At 41.6% G+C, this 18,454-nt stretch carries 14 protein-coding genes and 1 pseudogene; 8 read left to right on the top strand and 7 right to left on the bottom strand.

Annotation, left to right across the window (positions count from 1 at the left end; translation table 11 throughout):
- Positions 1 to 9: 9 nt before the first annotated feature.
- Complete coding sequence (locus tag NSU15_RS17275) at positions 10 to 1,755, top strand: beta-galactosidase family protein (protein WP_339286903.1); 1,746 nt, start codon at positions 10 to 12, stop codon at positions 1,753 to 1,755.
- A gap of 154 nt (positions 1,756 to 1,909) precedes the next feature.
- Positions 1,910 to 2,299, top strand: a complete 390-nt coding sequence (locus NSU15_RS17270; protein WP_339286901.1) for a hypothetical protein — start codon at positions 1,910 to 1,912, stop codon at positions 2,297 to 2,299.
- Between the two features lie 76 nt (positions 2,300 to 2,375).
- Here NSU15_RS17270 and NSU15_RS17265 read toward each other — a convergent pair whose 3' ends face one another.
- From NSU15_RS17265 to NSU15_RS17245, 5 genes are all read right to left on the bottom strand, one after another.
- Positions 2,376 to 3,404 carry a serine hydrolase gene (locus NSU15_RS17265; RefSeq protein ID WP_339286900.1) on the bottom strand — a complete coding sequence of 343 codons (1,029 nt, stop codon included), beginning with the start codon at positions 3,402 to 3,404 and terminating at the stop codon, positions 2,376 to 2,378.
- Between the two features lie 37 nt (positions 3,405 to 3,441).
- Positions 3,442 to 4,278, bottom strand: coding sequence for a GyrI-like domain-containing protein (locus tag NSU15_RS17260; RefSeq protein WP_076118868.1), 837 nt, complete (start codon positions 4,276 to 4,278; stop codon positions 3,442 to 3,444).
- A gap of 128 nt (positions 4,279 to 4,406) precedes the next feature.
- Positions 4,407 to 5,414: a CocE/NonD family hydrolase gene (locus NSU15_RS17255; RefSeq protein WP_339286899.1), complete on the bottom strand. Its 1,008-nt coding sequence runs from the start codon at positions 5,412 to 5,414 to the stop codon at positions 4,407 to 4,409.
- Positions 5,398 to 6,078 carry a GNAT family N-acetyltransferase gene (locus NSU15_RS17250; protein WP_042128520.1) on the bottom strand — a complete coding sequence of 227 codons (681 nt, stop codon included), beginning with the start codon at positions 6,076 to 6,078 and terminating at the stop codon, positions 5,398 to 5,400. The genes NSU15_RS17255 and NSU15_RS17250 overlap by 17 nt, the downstream gene beginning before the upstream one ends.
- Positions 6,075 to 6,851: a MerR family transcriptional regulator gene (locus NSU15_RS17245; RefSeq protein WP_339286897.1), complete on the bottom strand. Its 777-nt coding sequence runs from the start codon at positions 6,849 to 6,851 to the stop codon at positions 6,075 to 6,077. The genes NSU15_RS17250 and NSU15_RS17245 overlap by 4 nt, the downstream gene beginning before the upstream one ends.
- A 232-nt stretch (positions 6,852 to 7,083) precedes the next feature.
- Here NSU15_RS17245 and NSU15_RS17240 point away from each other — a divergent pair, with 232 nt between their 5' ends.
- The 3 genes from NSU15_RS17240 to NSU15_RS17230 all read left to right on the top strand — a co-directional run bounded on the left by NSU15_RS17240 (position 7,084) and on the right by NSU15_RS17230 (position 15,543).
- Positions 7,084 to 10,197, top strand: a complete 3,114-nt coding sequence (locus NSU15_RS17240; RefSeq protein ID WP_339286895.1) for an ATP-binding protein — start codon at positions 7,084 to 7,086, stop codon at positions 10,195 to 10,197.
- 3 nt (positions 10,198 to 10,200) lie between these two features.
- Positions 10,201 to 11,292 carry a response regulator gene (locus NSU15_RS17235; protein WP_042128514.1) on the top strand — a complete coding sequence of 364 codons (1,092 nt, stop codon included), beginning with the start codon at positions 10,201 to 10,203 and terminating at the stop codon, positions 11,290 to 11,292.
- 144 nt (positions 11,293 to 11,436) lie between these two features.
- Complete coding sequence (locus tag NSU15_RS17230; RefSeq protein ID WP_339286893.1) at positions 11,437 to 15,543, top strand: S-layer homology domain-containing protein; 4,107 nt, start codon at positions 11,437 to 11,439, stop codon at positions 15,541 to 15,543.
- A 113-nt stretch (positions 15,544 to 15,656) separates the two neighbouring features.
- Here NSU15_RS17230 and NSU15_RS17225 read toward each other — a convergent pair.
- A pseudogene (locus NSU15_RS17225) lies at positions 15,657 to 15,935 on the bottom strand (DUF2975 domain-containing protein); the annotation flags it as partial.
- Positions 15,936 to 16,109: 174 nt separating this feature from the next.
- Between NSU15_RS17225 and NSU15_RS17220 the strand changes: the two are divergent.
- The 3 genes from NSU15_RS17220 to NSU15_RS17210 are packed head-to-tail and all read left to right on the top strand — an operon-like array spanning position 16,110 to position 17,401.
- On the top strand, positions 16,110 to 16,628 hold the full coding sequence (locus tag NSU15_RS17220; RefSeq protein ID WP_042128510.1) for an ankyrin repeat domain-containing protein: 519 nt from the start codon (positions 16,110 to 16,112) through the stop codon (positions 16,626 to 16,628).
- Position 16,629: 1 nt separating this feature from the next.
- Positions 16,630 to 16,992: a DUF4180 domain-containing protein gene (locus NSU15_RS17215; RefSeq protein WP_076283444.1), complete on the top strand. Its 363-nt coding sequence runs from the start codon at positions 16,630 to 16,632 to the stop codon at positions 16,990 to 16,992.
- 28 nt (positions 16,993 to 17,020) lie between these two features.
- Complete coding sequence (locus NSU15_RS17210; protein WP_339291374.1) at positions 17,021 to 17,401, top strand: DUF1801 domain-containing protein; 381 nt, start codon at positions 17,021 to 17,023, stop codon at positions 17,399 to 17,401.
- An 82-nt stretch (positions 17,402 to 17,483) separates the two neighbouring features.
- Here NSU15_RS17210 and NSU15_RS17205 read toward each other — a convergent pair whose 3' ends face one another.
- Positions 17,484 to 18,425, bottom strand: coding sequence for a helix-turn-helix domain-containing protein (locus tag NSU15_RS17205; RefSeq protein WP_042128504.1), 942 nt, complete (start codon positions 18,423 to 18,425; stop codon positions 17,484 to 17,486).
- Positions 18,426 to 18,454: the final 29 nt, after the last annotated feature.

Here is an 18,454-nt window from a genome sequence, read left to right as displayed (position 1 = left end):
AGAAATTTTATGCGAAAGTTATCCATATCAGGGGATCATTTTATATTAGACGAACAACCCGTCCGGCTGCTTTCTGGTGCGCTTCATTATTTCCGGATCATTCCGGAATATTGGCAGGATCGTTTGCTGAAGCTGAAGGCTTGCGGATTGAATACTGTTGAAACTTATATTCCTTGGAATTTACACGAACCAGAGGAAGGTTGCTTCAATTTCGTAGGCTTTGCTGACATCGAGGCTTTCGTTAAGCTAGCTGGAGAGCTCGGTTTGCACGTCATTTTGCGGCCAAGTCCTTATATTTGTGCGGAATGGGAATTCGGTGGATTGCCAGCTTGGTTACTTGCGGACGATAACATACGACTGCGTTGTAATGATAAGGTCTATTTAGCTAAGGTGGATGCTTACTTCGATGAGTTGCTTCCGCGTCTTCGACCTTTGTTAAGCACTAACGGTGGGCCTGTGCTCGCCCTTCAGGTAGAAAACGAATATGGAAGCTTTGGAAGTGACAAGACTTACCTGAACTATCTAAAAGAAGGCATGATCGCCCGCGGTATGGATGTTCTGCTGTTCACTTCGGATGGAGCTGAAGATCATATGCTCCAAGGCGGTATGATCGACGGAGTGTTCGCCACCGTAAATTTCGGTTCACGGGCTAAGGAAGCCTTTGCTAAACTACGTGAATATCAGCCTACGGGGCCATTGATGTGTATGGAATTCTGGAATGGATGGTTTGACCACTGGATGAAACCGCATAATACACGCCCCGAGTCTGAAGTAGCGGAGGCTTTAGACGAGATGCTTTCTTTAGATGCCTCTGTAAACTTTTATATGTTCCATGGGGGGACTAATTTGGGATTTATGAACGGGGCAAATCTTTTTGAAAAATATGAACCACTCGTAACCAGCTACGATTATGATACGTTACTGGACGAATCAGGTAGGCCAACTGCAAAATTCTACGCAGCTCGAAAAATAATTGAGAAATACGTAGCGTTGCCCCCACTAGAATTACCGCCCGTAATTCAATCACGAGCATACGGTAAAGTGCTGATGACAGAATCTGTACCTTTGTTCACTCAGTTAGATGTATTGTCTCACCCTGAACGTAGAGCATGTCCTGTACCAATGGAGAAATTCGGTCAGGATTATGGATTTATCTTATATTCTACGAAGATCAGTGGGCCGCGCAGTGGTATGGAGCTCGTTCTGCAAGAAGTACGCGATCGTGCGCTTGTATTTGCGAACGGTGCTTTTGTAGGTACAGTTGAACGCTGGGATCCGAGAGGCATTCCATTAGAGGTTCCAACGGAGGGACTGCAAATCGATATTCTTGTGGAGAATATGGGACGCGTAAATTATGGCCCGCTGCTTCGTGATTCGAAAGGTATCACATGCGGTGTTAGACTCGGCTATCAATTCCTGCATGATTGGACTATTCGTTCATTACCGTTAAACGACCTTAAAGGATTATCATTCACTCCGATAGATTCCGAACAACGTCAGCAGCCGTCTTTCTACCAGGGGAACTTTCAAGTCAATAAGCCGGAGGATACTTTTTTGCGACTGGACGGATGGACCAAAGGCCAAGCTTTTATAAATGGTTTTAATTTAGGTCGCTACTGGGAGAAGGGGCCGACAAAAACGATGTATTTACCAGCTCCACTCCTGCGCCAAGGTGAAAACGAACTAATCTTGTTTGAACTACATGGCGTAATGGAGCCTGTGGTTACTTTTGTAGATGCACCGGAGCTCATGTGATATTTAAAGTGTGGGTAGGGACCATCATTCTGTAGTATTGATCTGATGATTTTTAATATATAATCAAGACAATAGTCGATTCATAAAATTACCACTTGAAGTGAAATCGAGAATTTGGTTGGTTTGTAGGAAGTGGTTAGGAGGAGGATTGCTAATGAGTTATGATTTGATGGCGTTTGAGACGTCTAAGGCACCGCAAGAAAGAGCGGGGTTTATGGATTGGTACGAGCAGCAAGTGAAATGGTCAGAAGACCATGCCTATAATGATCCTTCAGTTTTATCGGACGCGCTGCAACGCTTTTATAGTGAGTTGTCCGAGCAATTTCCTAATATGAATGTTGAGGATGAGATTTTTGAGGCGATGGAGGAAGCCGGAACAGATAACCGGCTAACTGACTACTCGCTTGGTTCCTCCGTTATCTATGCAGCCTTCGCTTATTCCGTAGCTGAGGAAGCATATACGGCGATGCGAGAGTTGGCTATAAAACACAAAGTAGGATTTTTTGATGTGAGCAGTAACGAAGGCGAGATCATTTTCCCTTGAAGCAAGATGATTTAGAGTGTCAGCTGGTTGCTCTTCTAGATGTTAACGTAGTGGCAACCAGCATGTTTCTGCCTTTTTACACTAATACGGACGGAATTATATAATCCTTAATCAGAGGCCACCGGTCACGAGGTTGAAGTGTGAACTCTGAGGTGATGGCTACGATAAGTTTCTTTTTTGGAATGCAGCAAATGACATTACCACCATCACCTAAAGCTGAGTAGGAGTAAACCCCGTCTTCTTCGCGTAGCCACCACAAATAACCGTAATGATTAGCGTTCATCGCTATAGATTCCTCAATCCATGTCTCCGAAATAATCTGATTATTCTCCCATTTTCCACGGTTCAAATATAATAAACCAAAACGCGCCATATCTCGTGGAGACAACGTAAGTCCCCATCCTCCTGTGGTGATGCGATTGGGGTCTTCCACCCAGCCCTTCACATTTACCCCAAACAAATCGTCGAACTCAAATGATTTCATCTCATAATCCGGAATTTCTTTCATTCCGATACGACTGAATAAATGCTCGTTAGCGAACTCACGGGCACTTTTTCCTGTGCAACGAGTGATGATAGCTGACAGTAAGTGAGCTCCTGCGGTGGAATATTTAAAATCACCAACATTCCCTTTGTGGCCAAGGATATCCAGTGTGTATTTGACCCAGTCGGACGATTTACAGAGTTGCTCCAGTGGCTCGTGCCAGTCTTCAAAAGCATAGGGAGCTGTCATGGTGAGCAAATGGCGTATAGTGATTTGTCGTTTTTGTAGATTGGCAGCAGCATCGTCTGGATCATATTCGGGGAAAAAATCCAGCACCTTCTGATCAACATGCTTGATATATCCTGCATCAATGGCAATACCAATGAGGGCGGATACGATACTTTTCGTTACAGAAGCCACATGATGCAGATCTTCTGGACCATAACCATTATAGTATTGTTCATAGGCAATATATCCATTTCTCGCCACTACGATTCCGTTTATATTACTATAGTCGGATTTAATCTTAGCTTCTATTTCTGAAAGTTTTTCTGTATCCATCCCTAAGGCAGCCGAATCTGAAGTTTGCCAGTCTTTTGTAGGCCAGTAGTTTCTGTGCATCTAGGTAACTCCTTATATTCAAATTTTTTTATGAATATCAGTGTGGCTGCGATCTTTTCTTAACTGGAAAATACACCTCAGTAACAAGATCCTCAGGATCAGCAGTTTGTGTGGGGTCCGTAAGGTATATTTCATAGGGAGAGTTAATCAATTCGTAACCTTCGTTTTCAATCCATTCTGTGAGCTTCGCATAAACGGATGTCAATTCTGAATAGGGGCCTCTATAAACCGACTTCGCACACAGCCCATCAGGTAATTCTCTTGTTTCCTTTACGATCTCCTCAATAGGTAGGGCAAACTCTGTATCATTCCCGGCAGGATTAAATTCCTCACTGTGATAAATTGTTATTGGCGTACCAAGCAAGGTCAGCTTTTCAGTGGCAATGATTTCATACAGTTTGCTAAAATACTTTCCATATCCAAGAGCATAATCATCACTGCTCAACATCTGACGTAAATAAAGGATATTCATAGGCTTGGTTTCAATAAGCTGTACTTCTATCTTGTTTAGGTAGGACATCAGAGATATCCCTTTCTCTAAATTTAAAACATCACTGTTCATTTGCTTTAAGGTGTATTCATAAGCTCGTAATTTCTCTTGTATTTCTCTTTTTTTGAGATTTAGGGCTGCACATAGCTTTTCTTCAAATTGATCCTGCTCCCATTCCAGAATGTCTTTGATCTCTTCCAAAGAGAACTGATAAGATTTCAAACGGTTAATAAAGAGCATTTTAGTTAGTTGTTTGATGGAGTAATACCTATAACCGTTCTCAGGGTTAATCTCATCAGGATGAATTAGCCCAATTTCATCATAATACCGTAGTGTTTTAGTTGACACTTCGCATATCTTCGAGAATTCACCTATGGACAGCAACTATCTCATCTCCCTTTCTTCGATATTAAATGATAAATAAACTTTGATTTCGTTGGTTTGTTCATTTCCACTATGCACCTTCCCCTAAGGATAAAGTCAATAGCCAGACTTCTTATCTGGAAATAGGTTTACAGTTGTGTATTCACAAATCGGCTAAGATCATTTAAATATTGATCATCCACCAATTGTCGAGGAAAGAAGACAGCTGTTAAATAAGTCCTTAATGGGGATGCGGCATTCTTTTTTGACAGCATAGAGTGGTCAGCGTTGGGAAAATAAGAGACAGAGAGCAAGCTAACAGGTATTTTTTCACGGTAAATACGTTCGGTTTCCTCAATATCTACATTGATATCTTGACCGCCGAGTACTAGATGGACAGGAGCATTGAAGTAACTAAGTTCTTTGGTGGCATCAGACTGATAGTTTTTGGCGATAAATCCCCAGCGTTCCTTAGAAATCAAGTTCTCGGATTTTGCAATTCGCAAGTAATCTTCATAAGAGGCACGTTCGTTAAGTAGTTGTAAGACTTGAGCGTTATAGTGTTCTTTCGCTTGGATCTCATATTCCGAGAATCCTTCGTTTTTCATTTCTAATCTTGTATTGTATTTACCTTGAGAAATCCAGTTCACGGCAGGCGATACAAGAATACTGAACGCGAGATCAGGTACTTCTCTTACGATCTTAGGAATTACCCATCCGGCTTGACTTGCCCCCCACAAACCAATAGATTGTGTATCAATCATCGGCAAGGCTTTCGCCCAGTTAATTGCTGCGATTGTTTCCTGAGCACGATCTTCCATACTTTGCTCCAACCAGTTGCCGGAGGAACCACCAATACCAGGCTTGTTAAGAGACAACGAAGCATATCCTACAGATGCGAATTTCTCCCACAAGGGTTTATACCCATCATCGTATGAGTCATTTATGGGACCATCACCATGTACAAAAACCACCAGCCCTACGTTTCCAGAATAGTTCTGGGGCAGAATTAAAGTTCCTGTTAGTTTACCCTGAGGGGTTTCGATTTCTATCTTTTTCTCAATCATTTCATATGAATGCTGTTTTAACACGAATAAGCCTAAAGCTAACAATAAACCAGTAATTATCCATGCGGTTAATTTAATATTTAATCTCATTTACTGCACTCCTAGGGTGTAGTGGTGAACTCCTTGTCATGTAAAGCCAATTTGCCTCTTTAAAAAGTAGGTGTTTAATCCCGCTATAGTTAGATTGAACGATACCAAAGTTCATCTGTTGGTACATTTGAATAGCTTGTTTATTATTTTCAGCAACATGTAGCGTTAATTTGTCCATGTCTGAATGACTGTTTACAAATTCTATAGCCCAACTAAGCAGCTGCTTGCCGATTCCTTTATTGCGGTGACTAGATCGAACGGCCAAATGCTCGATGTAACATTCTTTTGCCCGAGGCTGATAATTCAAAAAACGTAATCCGACCATTAACTTACATACATTTATATATCCAAACTGCTTGAATACTTGTGAATGGGAATTACGTTGTGGCGTTTTAAGGTTACTTCTCTTTGGGGCCCGGCAGTCCTTCCACTTTATGCTGAGCGTACCGACAACTTCTCCATTTTCTTGGGCGACGATTTGTTGTGATGATGTGGATTGTTGCTCAAGCGCCCAGAGTCCGAAGAGTAGGTCAGTAATATCATCGTCGTCCAGTGGGATGAGGGAGTGGAACTTCCCATGGAACGCGTCCACTAAAAGACTGCACACTGCTCTACGATCTTGTTCTTGATATTCAGCTATTACAATCTTGTTCAGATTTATCATGCTACACCGTCAGAATCATATTTGATTTTTATTTGAATTTCATAATGAAGCTTGTCATTGTTGAACATGGATAAATAGGATTTTTCCAAAATGATCAGTTGTCCCTGAATTGTATAATGATGCTGTGTTAAATAGTGTTCCAGTTGCGCAATCTCACGTTCAATATCTTGATCATCCGTCACGAAAAAAGCTTTATAGAGGTAGCTACCTTTTTCTAGAATGATGTCCGGTGATTGATTGCTTTCATAACATAAGGTTACTTGTTCATTTTCGTATAAATAATGCAGATCTGTTTCGAATAAATGTGATAGGTGCGGCTTTTTTTCATACAAACTTCGAGCGGTGAGTGACTTATCTTGGTCAAGTTCTATCCATTTTTTTAAATGACGAGTATCCAATTGCTTAATACTATATTTGTCTTCTAGAATGTCGGATTGCTCGTATTCGTTAAGTATCTTTTGTAAAAACTGCTGCAACAACATTAGCTGGTTTATTTCAGAGTTTATTTTACTTTGAGATTGCTTCAAAAGCTGATGGTAGTCAGTTGTGGAGAAGTTATTCATACTTTTGTTAATTGTGCTGACTGGTATGTCTAATTTGCGAAGCAATAAGATCTGGGCCAGCTGATAAATCTCATTAATCCCATACATCCGGTATTGATTGCTATCGGTATAGGCTGGAAATAAAATCTCTTTTTCTTCAAAATATCGGATTTGGTGCACAGATACATTCATAAGTTTTGAAAGTTCACCAATCGTTATGTGTTGATTCAAGGGTGTCGCTCCTATCTGTTGGGTATTTGTTGAATGCAATAACTATAAACCTTAGGTCTGACCTAAGGTCAAGCTTGGATTAAGCTGTCGTTTTATTAATTTGTCGAATCATGAAGGAAAACGGAAAATTTTATAGAATTATCTATCGTCATCTATCTCATGTAATTCAAGTGTTGCACAATGCCCCAAGCGTATGCTGCAGCTTTACTACTCCATAGAAAAGGGGCCTACGATGCTCAAAAGGACATTATTTATCTATTTAATAGCTTTCCTTTCGTTAGCTACAATTCCACTATCCATTGTTATAAATAACGATCAGCATGAGAATCATCCGCAAGTTCAGAAGGGTAGCATGGATCTTTCGACATGGAATTATAAGCAACAAAAGATCATCAAGCTAGACGGGGAGTGGGAATTTTATTGGAACCAGCTACTCACACCTGAGCATTTTATAGATCCAAGCATTGACAAACCAGCCCCTACAGCATGGATGGTGGTCCCCTCACGATGGAACGGTAAAGTGATTGATGGTCAGCCATTACCTGCATTTGGTTCTGCTACCTATCGCATGGTGCTGAAAAACTTACCTGTAGACGGTGTATTTGCATTGAAAAAGACGAATATACGCTTTTCAAGTGCGATATATGTGAATGGACATCTACTCATTAAAGACGGTAAGCCTTCTATCAGTACAGCCGATTACCAGTCGGGGAATATTCCGCAAATCGGGCTTTTTTCAGCTGAAAAAGGTGACGTAGAGATCATTATTCAAGTTTCTAACTATGAATATGTAAATGCAGGCATTCCGGTATCTCTGACCTTTGGCGAGGAAGCCGCGATGATGGAGACCCAGCAGAAGAGTATGGCTCGTGAATTTAGCACCGTTGCAATTTTGGGAACATTATCCCTTATTTTTGTCATCTGCTTTGTGGCGGCTGCATTATACCGTAAGAAGGATTACTCCCTGCTTGTGTTTGCAATTATTTGTTTACTGCTCGCGATCTATCATGGCTTGATTGGAGAACGTTCGCTGTTACTGTTTTTTCCCAGTCTCTCGTTCAATGTGTTATACAAAGTGAAGGACATTAGCTCCATCTCGTGTTTTATTGTTCTGGCTATATTTTTCTACCAAATGCACAAAAGCATTATCTCTTTAAAGCTTACGCAAGTTGTAACGATCATACTAGGCAGCTTTATATTTCTGGTAGCGATTCTACCTATTCGTACTTACACGGTCTTCTCACCGTACGTGATCATTGTATATGAATTGATGTTAATTTGGATGCTGTGTAGAGTGGCTATCCTGTATATTAGAAGCGCAGAAGTAAATCGGATCAAATCATTGCTGCTGTTCTTAGCGATTCTTGCGATCAATCTGTACTCCATAGACGTAATCCTGTTTGCACTTTCGATGAAAGAAAATCTATGGCTCGGACAGTTTTACATCGTAGCCTTTAATATCATTATGATCGTTCTGATTGTTCTTCGTTTTTTCGAGGCATATCATACGATAGACGAAATGAAAAACCAGCTGATCGGGCTGGACAAAATTAAAGATGAGTTTCTTTCCAATACCTCTCATGAGCTGAAAACTCCGCTAAATGCCATAGTGAACATTACCGCTACACTTCTTAATGGGGTAGAGGGTCCAGTTACCGAAAGGCAAGCGCAGAACCTAGCAATCGTATTGGGCAGTGGAAGAAGACTAACTTATATGGTGAACGAACTGCTCGATTATTCCAAAATGAAGCATGGGGATATCACGTTATACAAAAGCACCCTAGATCTGAAAGCTGTTATTGATTCTGTCATCGGTATTCATTCGTTCCTGCTCGGAGAAAAGTCGATTTTTCTCATAAATAATGTCGCTTCAGATTTCCCTCCTGTACATGCAGATGGCAATCGTCTGATTCAAATTTTGCACAACTTGGTAGATAATGCGATTAAATTTACGGAGCAAGGTGAAATACATATTAGTGCTAAAACTATCCTTCATGAATGGGTTGAAGTTCGTGTAGCAGACACGGGAATCGGAATTGCACCGGATATGCAGAAACGTATTTTTATGGCTTATGAGCAGGTGGATGAAGCTGAAATTCATAGTCACGGTGGCACAGGTCTCGGTCTAAGCATTACGAAGAAGTTAGTGGAGCTGCATGGCGGGAACATTAGAGTGGAATCTGTTACGGGCAAAGGTTCGGTTTTTATTTTCACCCTTCCACGGTGGGATCGAATATCTAATCAAATTACGGGTCCAATTGTGGAAAAGACACTTCCGTTTAAAGAGGTTCTCTTCCCGCGCCAGGAGTATCCTGTTTATATCAAAGGTAAAATCAATGAGCCAATTTTGGTCGTGGACGATGATTATGCCAACCTTCAATCCATGATCAACCTGTTCAAGCTGGAGGGGTATTCCATTGTTGTTGTGAACCGAGGGCAATTAGCACTCGATGAGTTATCGAAGAATTCAGACTTCTTCCTCGTTGTGCTGGACATTACAATGCCGGACATTTCTGGTTATGAGGTTCTGCAAAAGATCAGAGAAAGATTTACCCCCTTTGAGCTCCCGGTGTTAATGCTGACGGCGAAGAATAGAGTTACAGATATGAAAATGTCCATGGATAATGGGGCAAATGATTATGTGGGGAAGCCGTTCGAAGCGGAGGAGCTAATGGCGAGAGTGAAGAGTCTGACCCGATTAAGAGCTTCCGTGAAGCAGGCTAAAGATGCTGAGATAGCCTTTTTACGTTCTCAGATTAAACCTCATTTCTTGTACAATGCCCTGAATTCAATTGCTGCATTATGTGTGGAAGAGCCTGAGCAAGCAGAGGAATTAACGCTGGAGCTGTCGCAGTATTTGAGAAGCAGCTTTGATTTCAAACAATTGGATTCATTAACGACCCTGGAGAGTGAGCTGGAACTGGTTAATGCTTATATTAATATTGAAAAAGTGCGCTTTGGTGCTAGATTGCAAGTCCAGTATGATATAACCGCAAATACGGATAGCCGGATTCCTCCGCTTATTCTTCAACCTCTGGTGGAAAATGCCATAAGACATGGCCTGATGTCCAATTTACGGGGAGGAAAGGTAACTATATCTGTCAAAGAGTCAGACCCTTCAATGGTCAGCTTTGTTGTAGAAGATGATGGATGCGGAATGAGCGAACACAAGCTGGAAGAGATCATGAAATCTGATGTAGATAAAAGAGGTGTGGGGCTGTGGAATATTAGTCAGCGCATCAAACTTCTTTATGGAAAGAGCATTCGTATTCAAAGTGATGAAGGAAAAGGTACAAGGATTTCTTTTGACATCCCCAAACAGCAATTGAACCGGCTAGGAGGTTGAAGCATGCTGCGAGCCATTATCGTAGATGATGAAGAATTATCACTAAAGCGTTTAAAAAGGATATTGTCTCAGAGTGGAGAGATTGAAGTATACGATACTTTTCTGGATCCGACGGAAGCTTATGAATTTGTGAAGGGGAATTCGATAGATGTAGCATTTTTGGACATTTCTATGCCTGACACGAATGGGATGAAGCTCTCCGCCCTTTTGCATGCATTAGATGAATCGATAGATGTAGTTTTTGTTACAGGGTATGACGAATACGCACTGCAAGCCTTTGAACTGAGCGCTGTGGATTATCTGCTGAAGCCTGTTACTGCGCAGCGTTTATCAAAAACTGTGGATAAGATCAAAAAAATGAATAAAGGTGTGACGGTTCAACCTGTCATAGAAGTTCTTTTATTTAATGGACTTAAGATATACCGCCGTACACAAGACAGAGTGCCTATCAAGCTAAGAAGCCCAAAAACGGAGGAATTGTTTGCCTTTTTGATTAGTAAAGGAACGGTTAGCCGAGAAGAAATTATCGACACCTTATGGAGTGGGTTAGAGCCTGAAAAAGCACTTAAGAATCTGAACTCTACCCTGTATTATATTCGAAAAGCAATCGGTACTAGCTTTATTAAGACCAGTAGAAACGAAATTAGTATAGAGGAACGAAGCATTTATTGTGATTTGTATGAGTTTGAGCGTTTACTGAAGCAAATTAGACAAGGCTCTAAAAAACATTCAGAATGGTTCAATCAAGTAGAAACACTGTATTCGGGGGCCTTTCTTAAAGGAAAAGCATACGATTGGGCTAGTGGGAAGACAGGCCGACTTGAACAAGATTTTATTGGACTGCTGGAACTAGCGGCTAGATTGCACATGGATCAGAACGAGCGTCAACAATCGCTGCATTACTTTGAGCGAATATTGAAATTGGATCCCTTGAGAGAAGATATCCATCAGGAAATCATCCATTTGTATATTGAACTAGGGCGAATGAATGAAGCTTATCGACGATATGGGCAATTGGAAGAGACCCTTCAACAGGAGCTTGGAACTTCACCTGATCCTAAGCTCAAAGCGTTGATTATGAAGATGATGAACTAGTATAAAGAAAAAGAGAACCGACGAATCGATTAGATTTCGTAGGTTCTCTTTTTTTGTTTATTTTTCGTTTATCATAATTTTGTATAATACTCTCGATTATTGTCGAAATGATGACATGATTTATGCTAGAGGGGGAAAAAGAGTTTGAAGCCATCATTTATGAAAATAGGCATTAGTATTTCGTTAGCCACTGGACTTGTGGTGCAAGGTGTAGGCCCAATCCAGACTCAAATCGTTAGTGCGAAATCGAGCTTCGATTGGTTAGAGAATAGCCCAGCTGTGATACCGTCTATCAATGAAGATGATTATTCTAATGCAGGTGTTGTTGTCTCTAATCTTTTGTCAGGAAAGGTTACTGAACCGGCGACAACGGGAATTGCTGTGGTAGCGTTAGATAATACCAACGGTGCCTGGCAATATTACAATACGCAAGGAAACATCTGGTACAACATCGAGCCGGTGTCGAACACTAATGCTTTCCTGTTGCTGAAATCGGAGAAAATTCGTTTTGTACCCGCTAAAGACTGGAACGGAACAGCTTCAATTGAATATAAGCTATGGGATACGACAGCAGTTGGTTATCAAAACTATCAAAAAAATGCGAATACCACAGCATCGGGCGCGTTCACCACAGTTTCGGGCAAAGCTACTGTGACTGTAAACCCAGTGAACGATGCTCCGTATCTAACGGAATTGAATGGTGGGGATTATCTTAGCTTTGACGGGAATGGGGATTATGTGACGTTCCCAGATCAACTGTTATACAAGAATTCTTTTACAATTGAAGGGAATTTAAAAGTCAATGGTTTTAATACCTGGATGAGATTCTTCGAATCTTCGATCGCAGAGCAGAACCACAATATTTTTGTGGGCTTTAACGGCAAAAAAATGCATTTCATCGCTTACACCAATAAAGGAGATATTAATGTCACAGACGATTTCCCGATCTCCAAGTGGGTACATGTCTCGATTGTTTACGATCACAGTCAGAAGAAAGGACGTATTTATTGGGATGGAGTTCTTAAGGCAGAAGGAGCTATGGATTTAAGTACAGTTGGAAATGTGGCACGTCCGAACAACTGGCTTGGTAAAAGCACCTGGAGACAGGACGGAGATTATAGCGGTGGGATGAGAGACGTTAGGTTTTGGAGTATAGCTAAAACTCAGAGCGAAATTGTTCGCGAAATGAACGTCGATTTGAATGGATCTGAGCCTAATCTGGCTTTGAACTATAAATTTTCGAATAGCAATGATGGTAATATTGCTGTCAATACACCGGCTGGTTCAGGTAAGAACGGTAGCATTACGGGAGCAAGCTGGAAGCAGGACACAGGCTTTATGGGAAGTACTACAACGGAAAAAAATAAATCTGTATCACGCTCTTTTAAGGTCATTGATGTGGATGGGGATGACCTAAATGTATCAGCTACTTCTTCTAATACTTCCCTAATTCCGAATAATGGACTGAAAGTAAGTGGAAGTGGAGAAGTGCGGACGATAGAAATAACACCAGCGAAGAATGCCTTCGGAAACAGTGTGATTACTGTTACTGTAAATGATGGCACTATAAGTAGTATATACACCTTCAATGTGCAGGTAAACGATGTGGGAGATATCCTAGTAACTGGAGTGACTTTGAATAAAACATCACTTAGTTTAACTGAGGGAGAAGCTGGAGATACACTAAATGCTGTAATAGAACCTGCCAATGCCACGAACAAAACAGTAACTTGGAGCTCCAGTGATGTAACTGTCGCGACAGTTGTTAATGGAGTGGTAACACCAGTTGGCGTTGGAACGGCAACGATCACAGCAACAACAACGGATGGAAGTTATACGGCGTCATCAACCGTTACAGTTAGTGCACCAGTTGTGAAAGTAACCGGAGTTAAGCTTGATCAGGAGACCCTCGATTTAACCGCTGGTGAAGCGGACGCCTTACTAAAGGCAACAATAGAACCTGCAAATGCAACGGACACAGACGTGATCTGGAGCTCCAGCGATGACACTATCGCAACAGTCGTGAATGGAGTTGTGACTCCAGTTGGTGAGGGTACAGCAATTATTACTGTAACGACTAAGGATGGAAGCTTTACGGCTTCAACGACTGTAAATGTGGCAGCACCTAAGCCACCAATTGTTCTCGTAACGGGAGTAACGTTAGACCAGACTACGCTTAATTTAACAGTGGGCGAAGGCGACGAAACGCTACAAGCGACAGTGGCACCTGCTGATGCAACGAATAAGGGTGTCATCTGGAGCTCTAGCGATGAGACTGTAGCCAAGGTTGTTTATGGAGTAGTAACCCCGGTTGGTGTTGGAACAGCCACCATTACGGTTACGACCAAAGATGGAAGTTATACCGCTTCAACGACAGTACATGTAAGTGAACCAATTCCACCAGTTGTGAATGTAACTGGGGTGAGACTAGATCAGGAGACGCTCGATTTAACAGCTGGTGAAACTGAGGTAAACCTAAAAGCGACAATAGAGCCTGCAAATGCAACGGATCCAGGCCTGATCTGGAGCTCCAGCGATGAGACTGTAGCCAAGGTTGTGAATGGAGAAGTAACTCCAGTCGGTGAGGGAACAGCCATCATTACGGTTACTACGAAAGATGGAAGTTATAAGGCTTCAACCACCGTTACTGTGAAGGCTCCTGTTAAGCCAATTACAGCACCGGGTATTCCAACAGCTGTAACTGCAACTGCAGAGAATGGTCAAGCGACCATCACCTTTACAGCGCCAGAGTCTGATGGGGGAAGCGAAATTACAGGTTATCTTGTAACGGCTACTCCGGGCGGGTTGACAGTTACAGGTAATGGAAGTCCGCTTACAATCAGTGGTCTGACGAATGGTACAAGCTACACCTTCACGGTACAGGCCATCAATAAGGCTGGTATTAGCGAGTTATCTGCTGAATCCAATACAGTCATCCCTAGCGCTCCATCCAGTGTTCCTTCCCAACCGACTCCATCAGCTACACCGACACCTGTAGCAAATGATGCTTCCATTCTAATCAATGGTAAAGCGGAAACCGTGGGAACCGCGACGAATGGTAAACGGAATGATCAAACGCTAACCACTATTGCTTTAGACCAGAAGAAGCTGGAAGACAAGCTCGCCGCGGAAGGTAAAGGTGCAGTGATTTCTATCTCTGCTACTAGCAAATCAGATGTTCTGGTAGGAGAGCTAAACGGACAAATGGTTAAAAATATGCAGGGTAATCAAGCCGTACTTGAAATCAAAACTGGTAATGCGACTATTACTTTGCTTGCAGGGCAGATTAACTTGGACGCCCTATCCAAGCAGGTGGGACAGTCTGTGGCTTTACAGGATATTAAGATACAGATTGAAGTTAGTAAACCAACAGCCGATGCTGTAAGTGCTTTAGAGGCTGCTGCACAAAAAGGATCATTTTCATTAATCTCTGCGCCAGTAACTTTTACGGTTAGAGGGATTTACGGAGATAAGAGCATTGAACTTTCACAATTCAATACGTATGTGAAGCGTACCATTGCTATTCCTGAGGGGATGGACCCGAACAAGATTACAACTGGAGTATATGTTGATGCTGATGGAACAGTTCATCATGTACCCACTAAAGTAGTTGTAATTGGCGGCGAGTATTTTGCTACCATCAACAGTCTTAGTGGCGGTACTTACTCTGTAATCTGGCATCCGCTTGAATTTAGCGATGTTGCTAACCACTGGGCAAAAGACGCAGTGAATGATATGGGCTCCCGTTTAGTCGTCGAAGGAACAGGTAATAGTCAATTTTCTCCTGATCAAGCCATTACCCGTGCAGAGTTTGCAGCGATTGTCGTTCGCGGTCTTGGACTTGAATTGGATCAAGCGGCAACACCATTTTCGGATGTTAAAACTACGGATTGGTATAACAGTGCGATTAATACTGCATATGCTTATCAATTAATCAATGGTTTTGAAGACGGCATGTTCCGCCCTGATGACCAAATTACCCGTGAACAAGCAATGCAAATTATCGCAAAAGCGATGAAAATCACAGCACTAAAGGCTAAACTTCCAAATCAATCCGCTGAAGGATACTTGAAACTATATACCGATGCCGGCAAAGCATCTGACTGGGCGATTAGCGCAATTGCTGACTGCTTACAGGCAGGCGTAATCATGGGACGAAGCAGTAATGTGCTTGCTCCCAAAAATGATATGACCAGAGCTGAGGTTGCGGCGATCGTTAAGCGGCTACTTCAAAAGTCAGATTTAATTTAAAACCTTGACTCATATGATACGTTGAAAAGAAAGAGTATTCATTCGATAACCTTCGAATGAATACTCTTTTCTTTTGGTTATATTAAATTCTAATGTTGATATTTGACTGTTAATCATACATTTTTTGGATTAATATCTGGGGCATTTTTTAATGGCTTTTGAAGTGCGTCCACAATGGCTGCGAAGATACTTGTTACTAAAAGACCCATTAGACATAATGATGTAGGACCCGCTGCATCATCACTAGCTGTAACTTTAGCAAGCACCCTTAAGCTTACTATTCCTAACAAAATGAGGAACATAATTGTGAAAGCGCATTTCTTTATGATCTTCAAAGATTTAAGGGATAATTTTGAGAAATTTCAGGACTTCATGATTTTAGTATTTAATTTATTGTTTTACTATAAATTTGTATTGTTTTTAATGTTTGTTATTTTACGAGAAATGGTTATCGTCTTTGAGAGACGACAACGTCACTTCTTCTTGTAAGCAGGAGAATGGTTTAACTATCCAGAAAAAGTAAAGTAGATCGTTTATAAGATCAATCGAAAAGAGGCGATATCTAAATGGAATTACGGCAAAGCATTAATGAAGTCTTTCAGTCGGCACAACAAGGTGATGCTGCACGGCTAAAAGAAATTCTAGAATTCCATCCGGCTTTAGCAAATACGGAAAATAACGAGGGTCTTATACCTTTGGGATATGCGGCACATTTCGGTAAAGAAGCAGCGGTGCAGGTATTGATAGACTATGGTGCTGAAGTTGATGCAGTATCCCATTCTAAGATTAGTTTTATTCCTTCTAATACTGCACTTCATGCTGCCATTGCTGGGGAGCGGGATATGGGTGTTATCCGACTGTTATTGAACAAGGGTGCTCAGACACATATTTTAGATAGCGACGGGCATACTGCCTTGCATTCTGCAGCTTTTCATTCGGATAATGTGGAGCTGATACGCTTATTAATCGAACACGGAGCTGACATCCATGCTAAAATTGAAGGTGGTGAATCAGTATTAGCTATGGCCATCCAACAAGGAAACCACAACGTAAAAGAATTTCTTATTGAAAAAGGAGCAATTTAGAATGCAAATCACATTAAACCGTAAAGACAATTCAACAGTAGCTTTGATTTCCAGCGAGGGTATTGTAATTAATAATGTAAATGATGCTTTGGATCTAATGGCAAACGTTAGATATCAAGAATGCGATAAAATGATTCTAAGAAAAGAGCAAATCACGGATGATTTTTTTGAGTTAAAGACGGGGCTTGCCGGAGAGATTCTTCAAAAGTATACAAACTATCAGATGCGTGTTGCGATTGTAGGAGAATTTACTGGCTATAATAGTAAAAGTCTGAATGATTTTATTTACGAATGTAATCAGGGGAATAAAATATTGTTCAAGAGTACAGAAGACGAGGCATTGGCAGCACTTCATCAAAGTTAAATGTGAACTTGAAACAGAGAGGGGAATTATTGTGGAGGCTAAAATCACGTATGAAACAATCGATGACTATATTTCTACGTTTTCACCTGATATTCAGGAAATCCTTAGTAAAATAAGAAAAGTGATAAAAGAAGCGGCACCTGATGCAAAAGAAAAGATTAGTTATCAGATGCCTACTTTTGCCCTGCATGGAAATCTGGTGCATTTTGCGGCTTTCAAAAATCATATTGGATTTTATCCAACGCCTAATGGGATTGATGCTTTTAGAGAAGAATTATCAGTCTATAAAGGAGCAAAAGGTTCCATTCAATTCCCTCTTAATCAGCCGATGCCCTATGAATTAATTAGTAAGATCGTGAAATTTAGAGTGGCTGAGGATATCAAAAAAGCTGAAGATAAGCGTAAGTAATTGGTGTGTAAAGAAAACTTTGTCCACTGGCACACCTGAAGCTTTCGATCTACTCTGGTTTCAGGTGTGCAATTCTTACAAGTTATCGTGTACTCGATACTGATCGACGCACAAACGACAGGATAATATCCTGTGAGTAGTCTCCGAAACCACTTCCGAATAGATTAAGTCCTCGTCTATTGAGGGCATCCTCGCGAATCTCAAAGCGTACTCGAATAGGCTCATTAAATGCCAGCTTCAGTGAGCTAATTGTAGTAGGGGAAGAAGCAGCACCATTTATTTTGCTACCCTGTTCTGAGATACTCCACTCTGTCAGCATTCCATATTCTGTACCACTCTTCCAACGTTCGGGTGTTAACTTTCCTTTCCGGTTACCGAAATCTGATGGACAAGTCCAAGTACCGACATGTAGGTCATTTATAGTTAATGTGATGTCACTTGCCCAATCTTCACGGAATGCAGGTGCTTCAGAACAAACCTCAGCCGAAATCCGAATCTCATCTAGCTCGACACCAGGGGGGAGTGGATTGGCAAAATAGTATTCGACATAGCCAGAATCAGCGAACCATAAGAGAGATGCTTCAACTCGTTCAGGCATGTAGAATACCCGCGGATCATCCTGAGAACCGATGACTCCGCCGTCTTTTCCAGCCATACCACAGGATGGTTGTACAGAACAGTGGGAGAACATTCCGATGGGCATATGTATTTCTTCCGTTTGATGCAGACCATCGCCTAGCTTCGACGGAAGATCGAGATGGATGGATCGGCAGGTCACCGCGCATATTTTCTCACGATTTGCTCCTTGTGTAGATGAGATTAAGTTAACTTGCTCAAGGGTCTGCACATTGATTGAGATTGTAGGTTGAGCTACGCCAAGTGTCTCGGCCAATTGACTGACACTCATGGGCTTGTCACCAAGGGCTTCAAGAATGCGGACTCTGACATCTCCAGAAAGTGCTTTAGCAACGTCTAAGATACGCGATGCAGGGTACCGGATCGTTTCTTGCGAAATATCATTCATTGATTGTATTCCTTTTCGTTAAGATAGTT

Source organism: Paenibacillus sp. FSL E2-0201 (assembly GCF_037963325.1).
In the GTDB taxonomy this organism is placed as follows: domain Bacteria; phylum Bacillota; class Bacilli; order Paenibacillales; family Paenibacillaceae; genus Paenibacillus_AQ.
This window is presented reverse-complemented; position numbering and strand designations above follow the sequence as displayed.

Coding starts and splice junctions, on each gene's coding strand:
- NSU15_RS17275 (WP_339286903.1), top strand. CDS start 10: ATGCGAAAGTTATCCATATCAGGGGATCATTTTATATTAGACGAACAA.
- NSU15_RS17270 (WP_339286901.1), top strand. CDS start 1,910: ATGAGTTATGATTTGATGGCGTTTGAGACGTCTAAGGCACCGCAAGAA.
- NSU15_RS17265 (WP_339286900.1), bottom strand. CDS start 3,404: ATGCACAGAAACTACTGGCCTACAAAAGACTGGCAAACTTCAGATTCG.
- NSU15_RS17255 (WP_339286899.1), bottom strand. CDS start 5,414: ATGAGATTAAATATTAAATTAACCGCATGGATAATTACTGGTTTATTG.
- NSU15_RS17250 (WP_042128520.1), bottom strand. CDS start 6,078: ATGATAAATCTGAACAAGATTGTAATAGCTGAATATCAAGAACAAGAT.
- NSU15_RS17240 (WP_339286895.1), top strand. CDS start 7,084: ATGCTCAAAAGGACATTATTTATCTATTTAATAGCTTTCCTTTCGTTA.
- NSU15_RS17235 (WP_042128514.1), top strand. CDS start 10,201: ATGCTGCGAGCCATTATCGTAGATGATGAAGAATTATCACTAAAGCGT.
- NSU15_RS17220 (WP_042128510.1), top strand. CDS start 16,110: ATGGAATTACGGCAAAGCATTAATGAAGTCTTTCAGTCGGCACAACAA.
- NSU15_RS17215 (WP_076283444.1), top strand. CDS start 16,630: ATGCAAATCACATTAAACCGTAAAGACAATTCAACAGTAGCTTTGATT.
- NSU15_RS17205 (WP_042128504.1), bottom strand. CDS start 18,425: ATGAATGATATTTCGCAAGAAACGATCCGGTACCCTGCATCGCGTATC.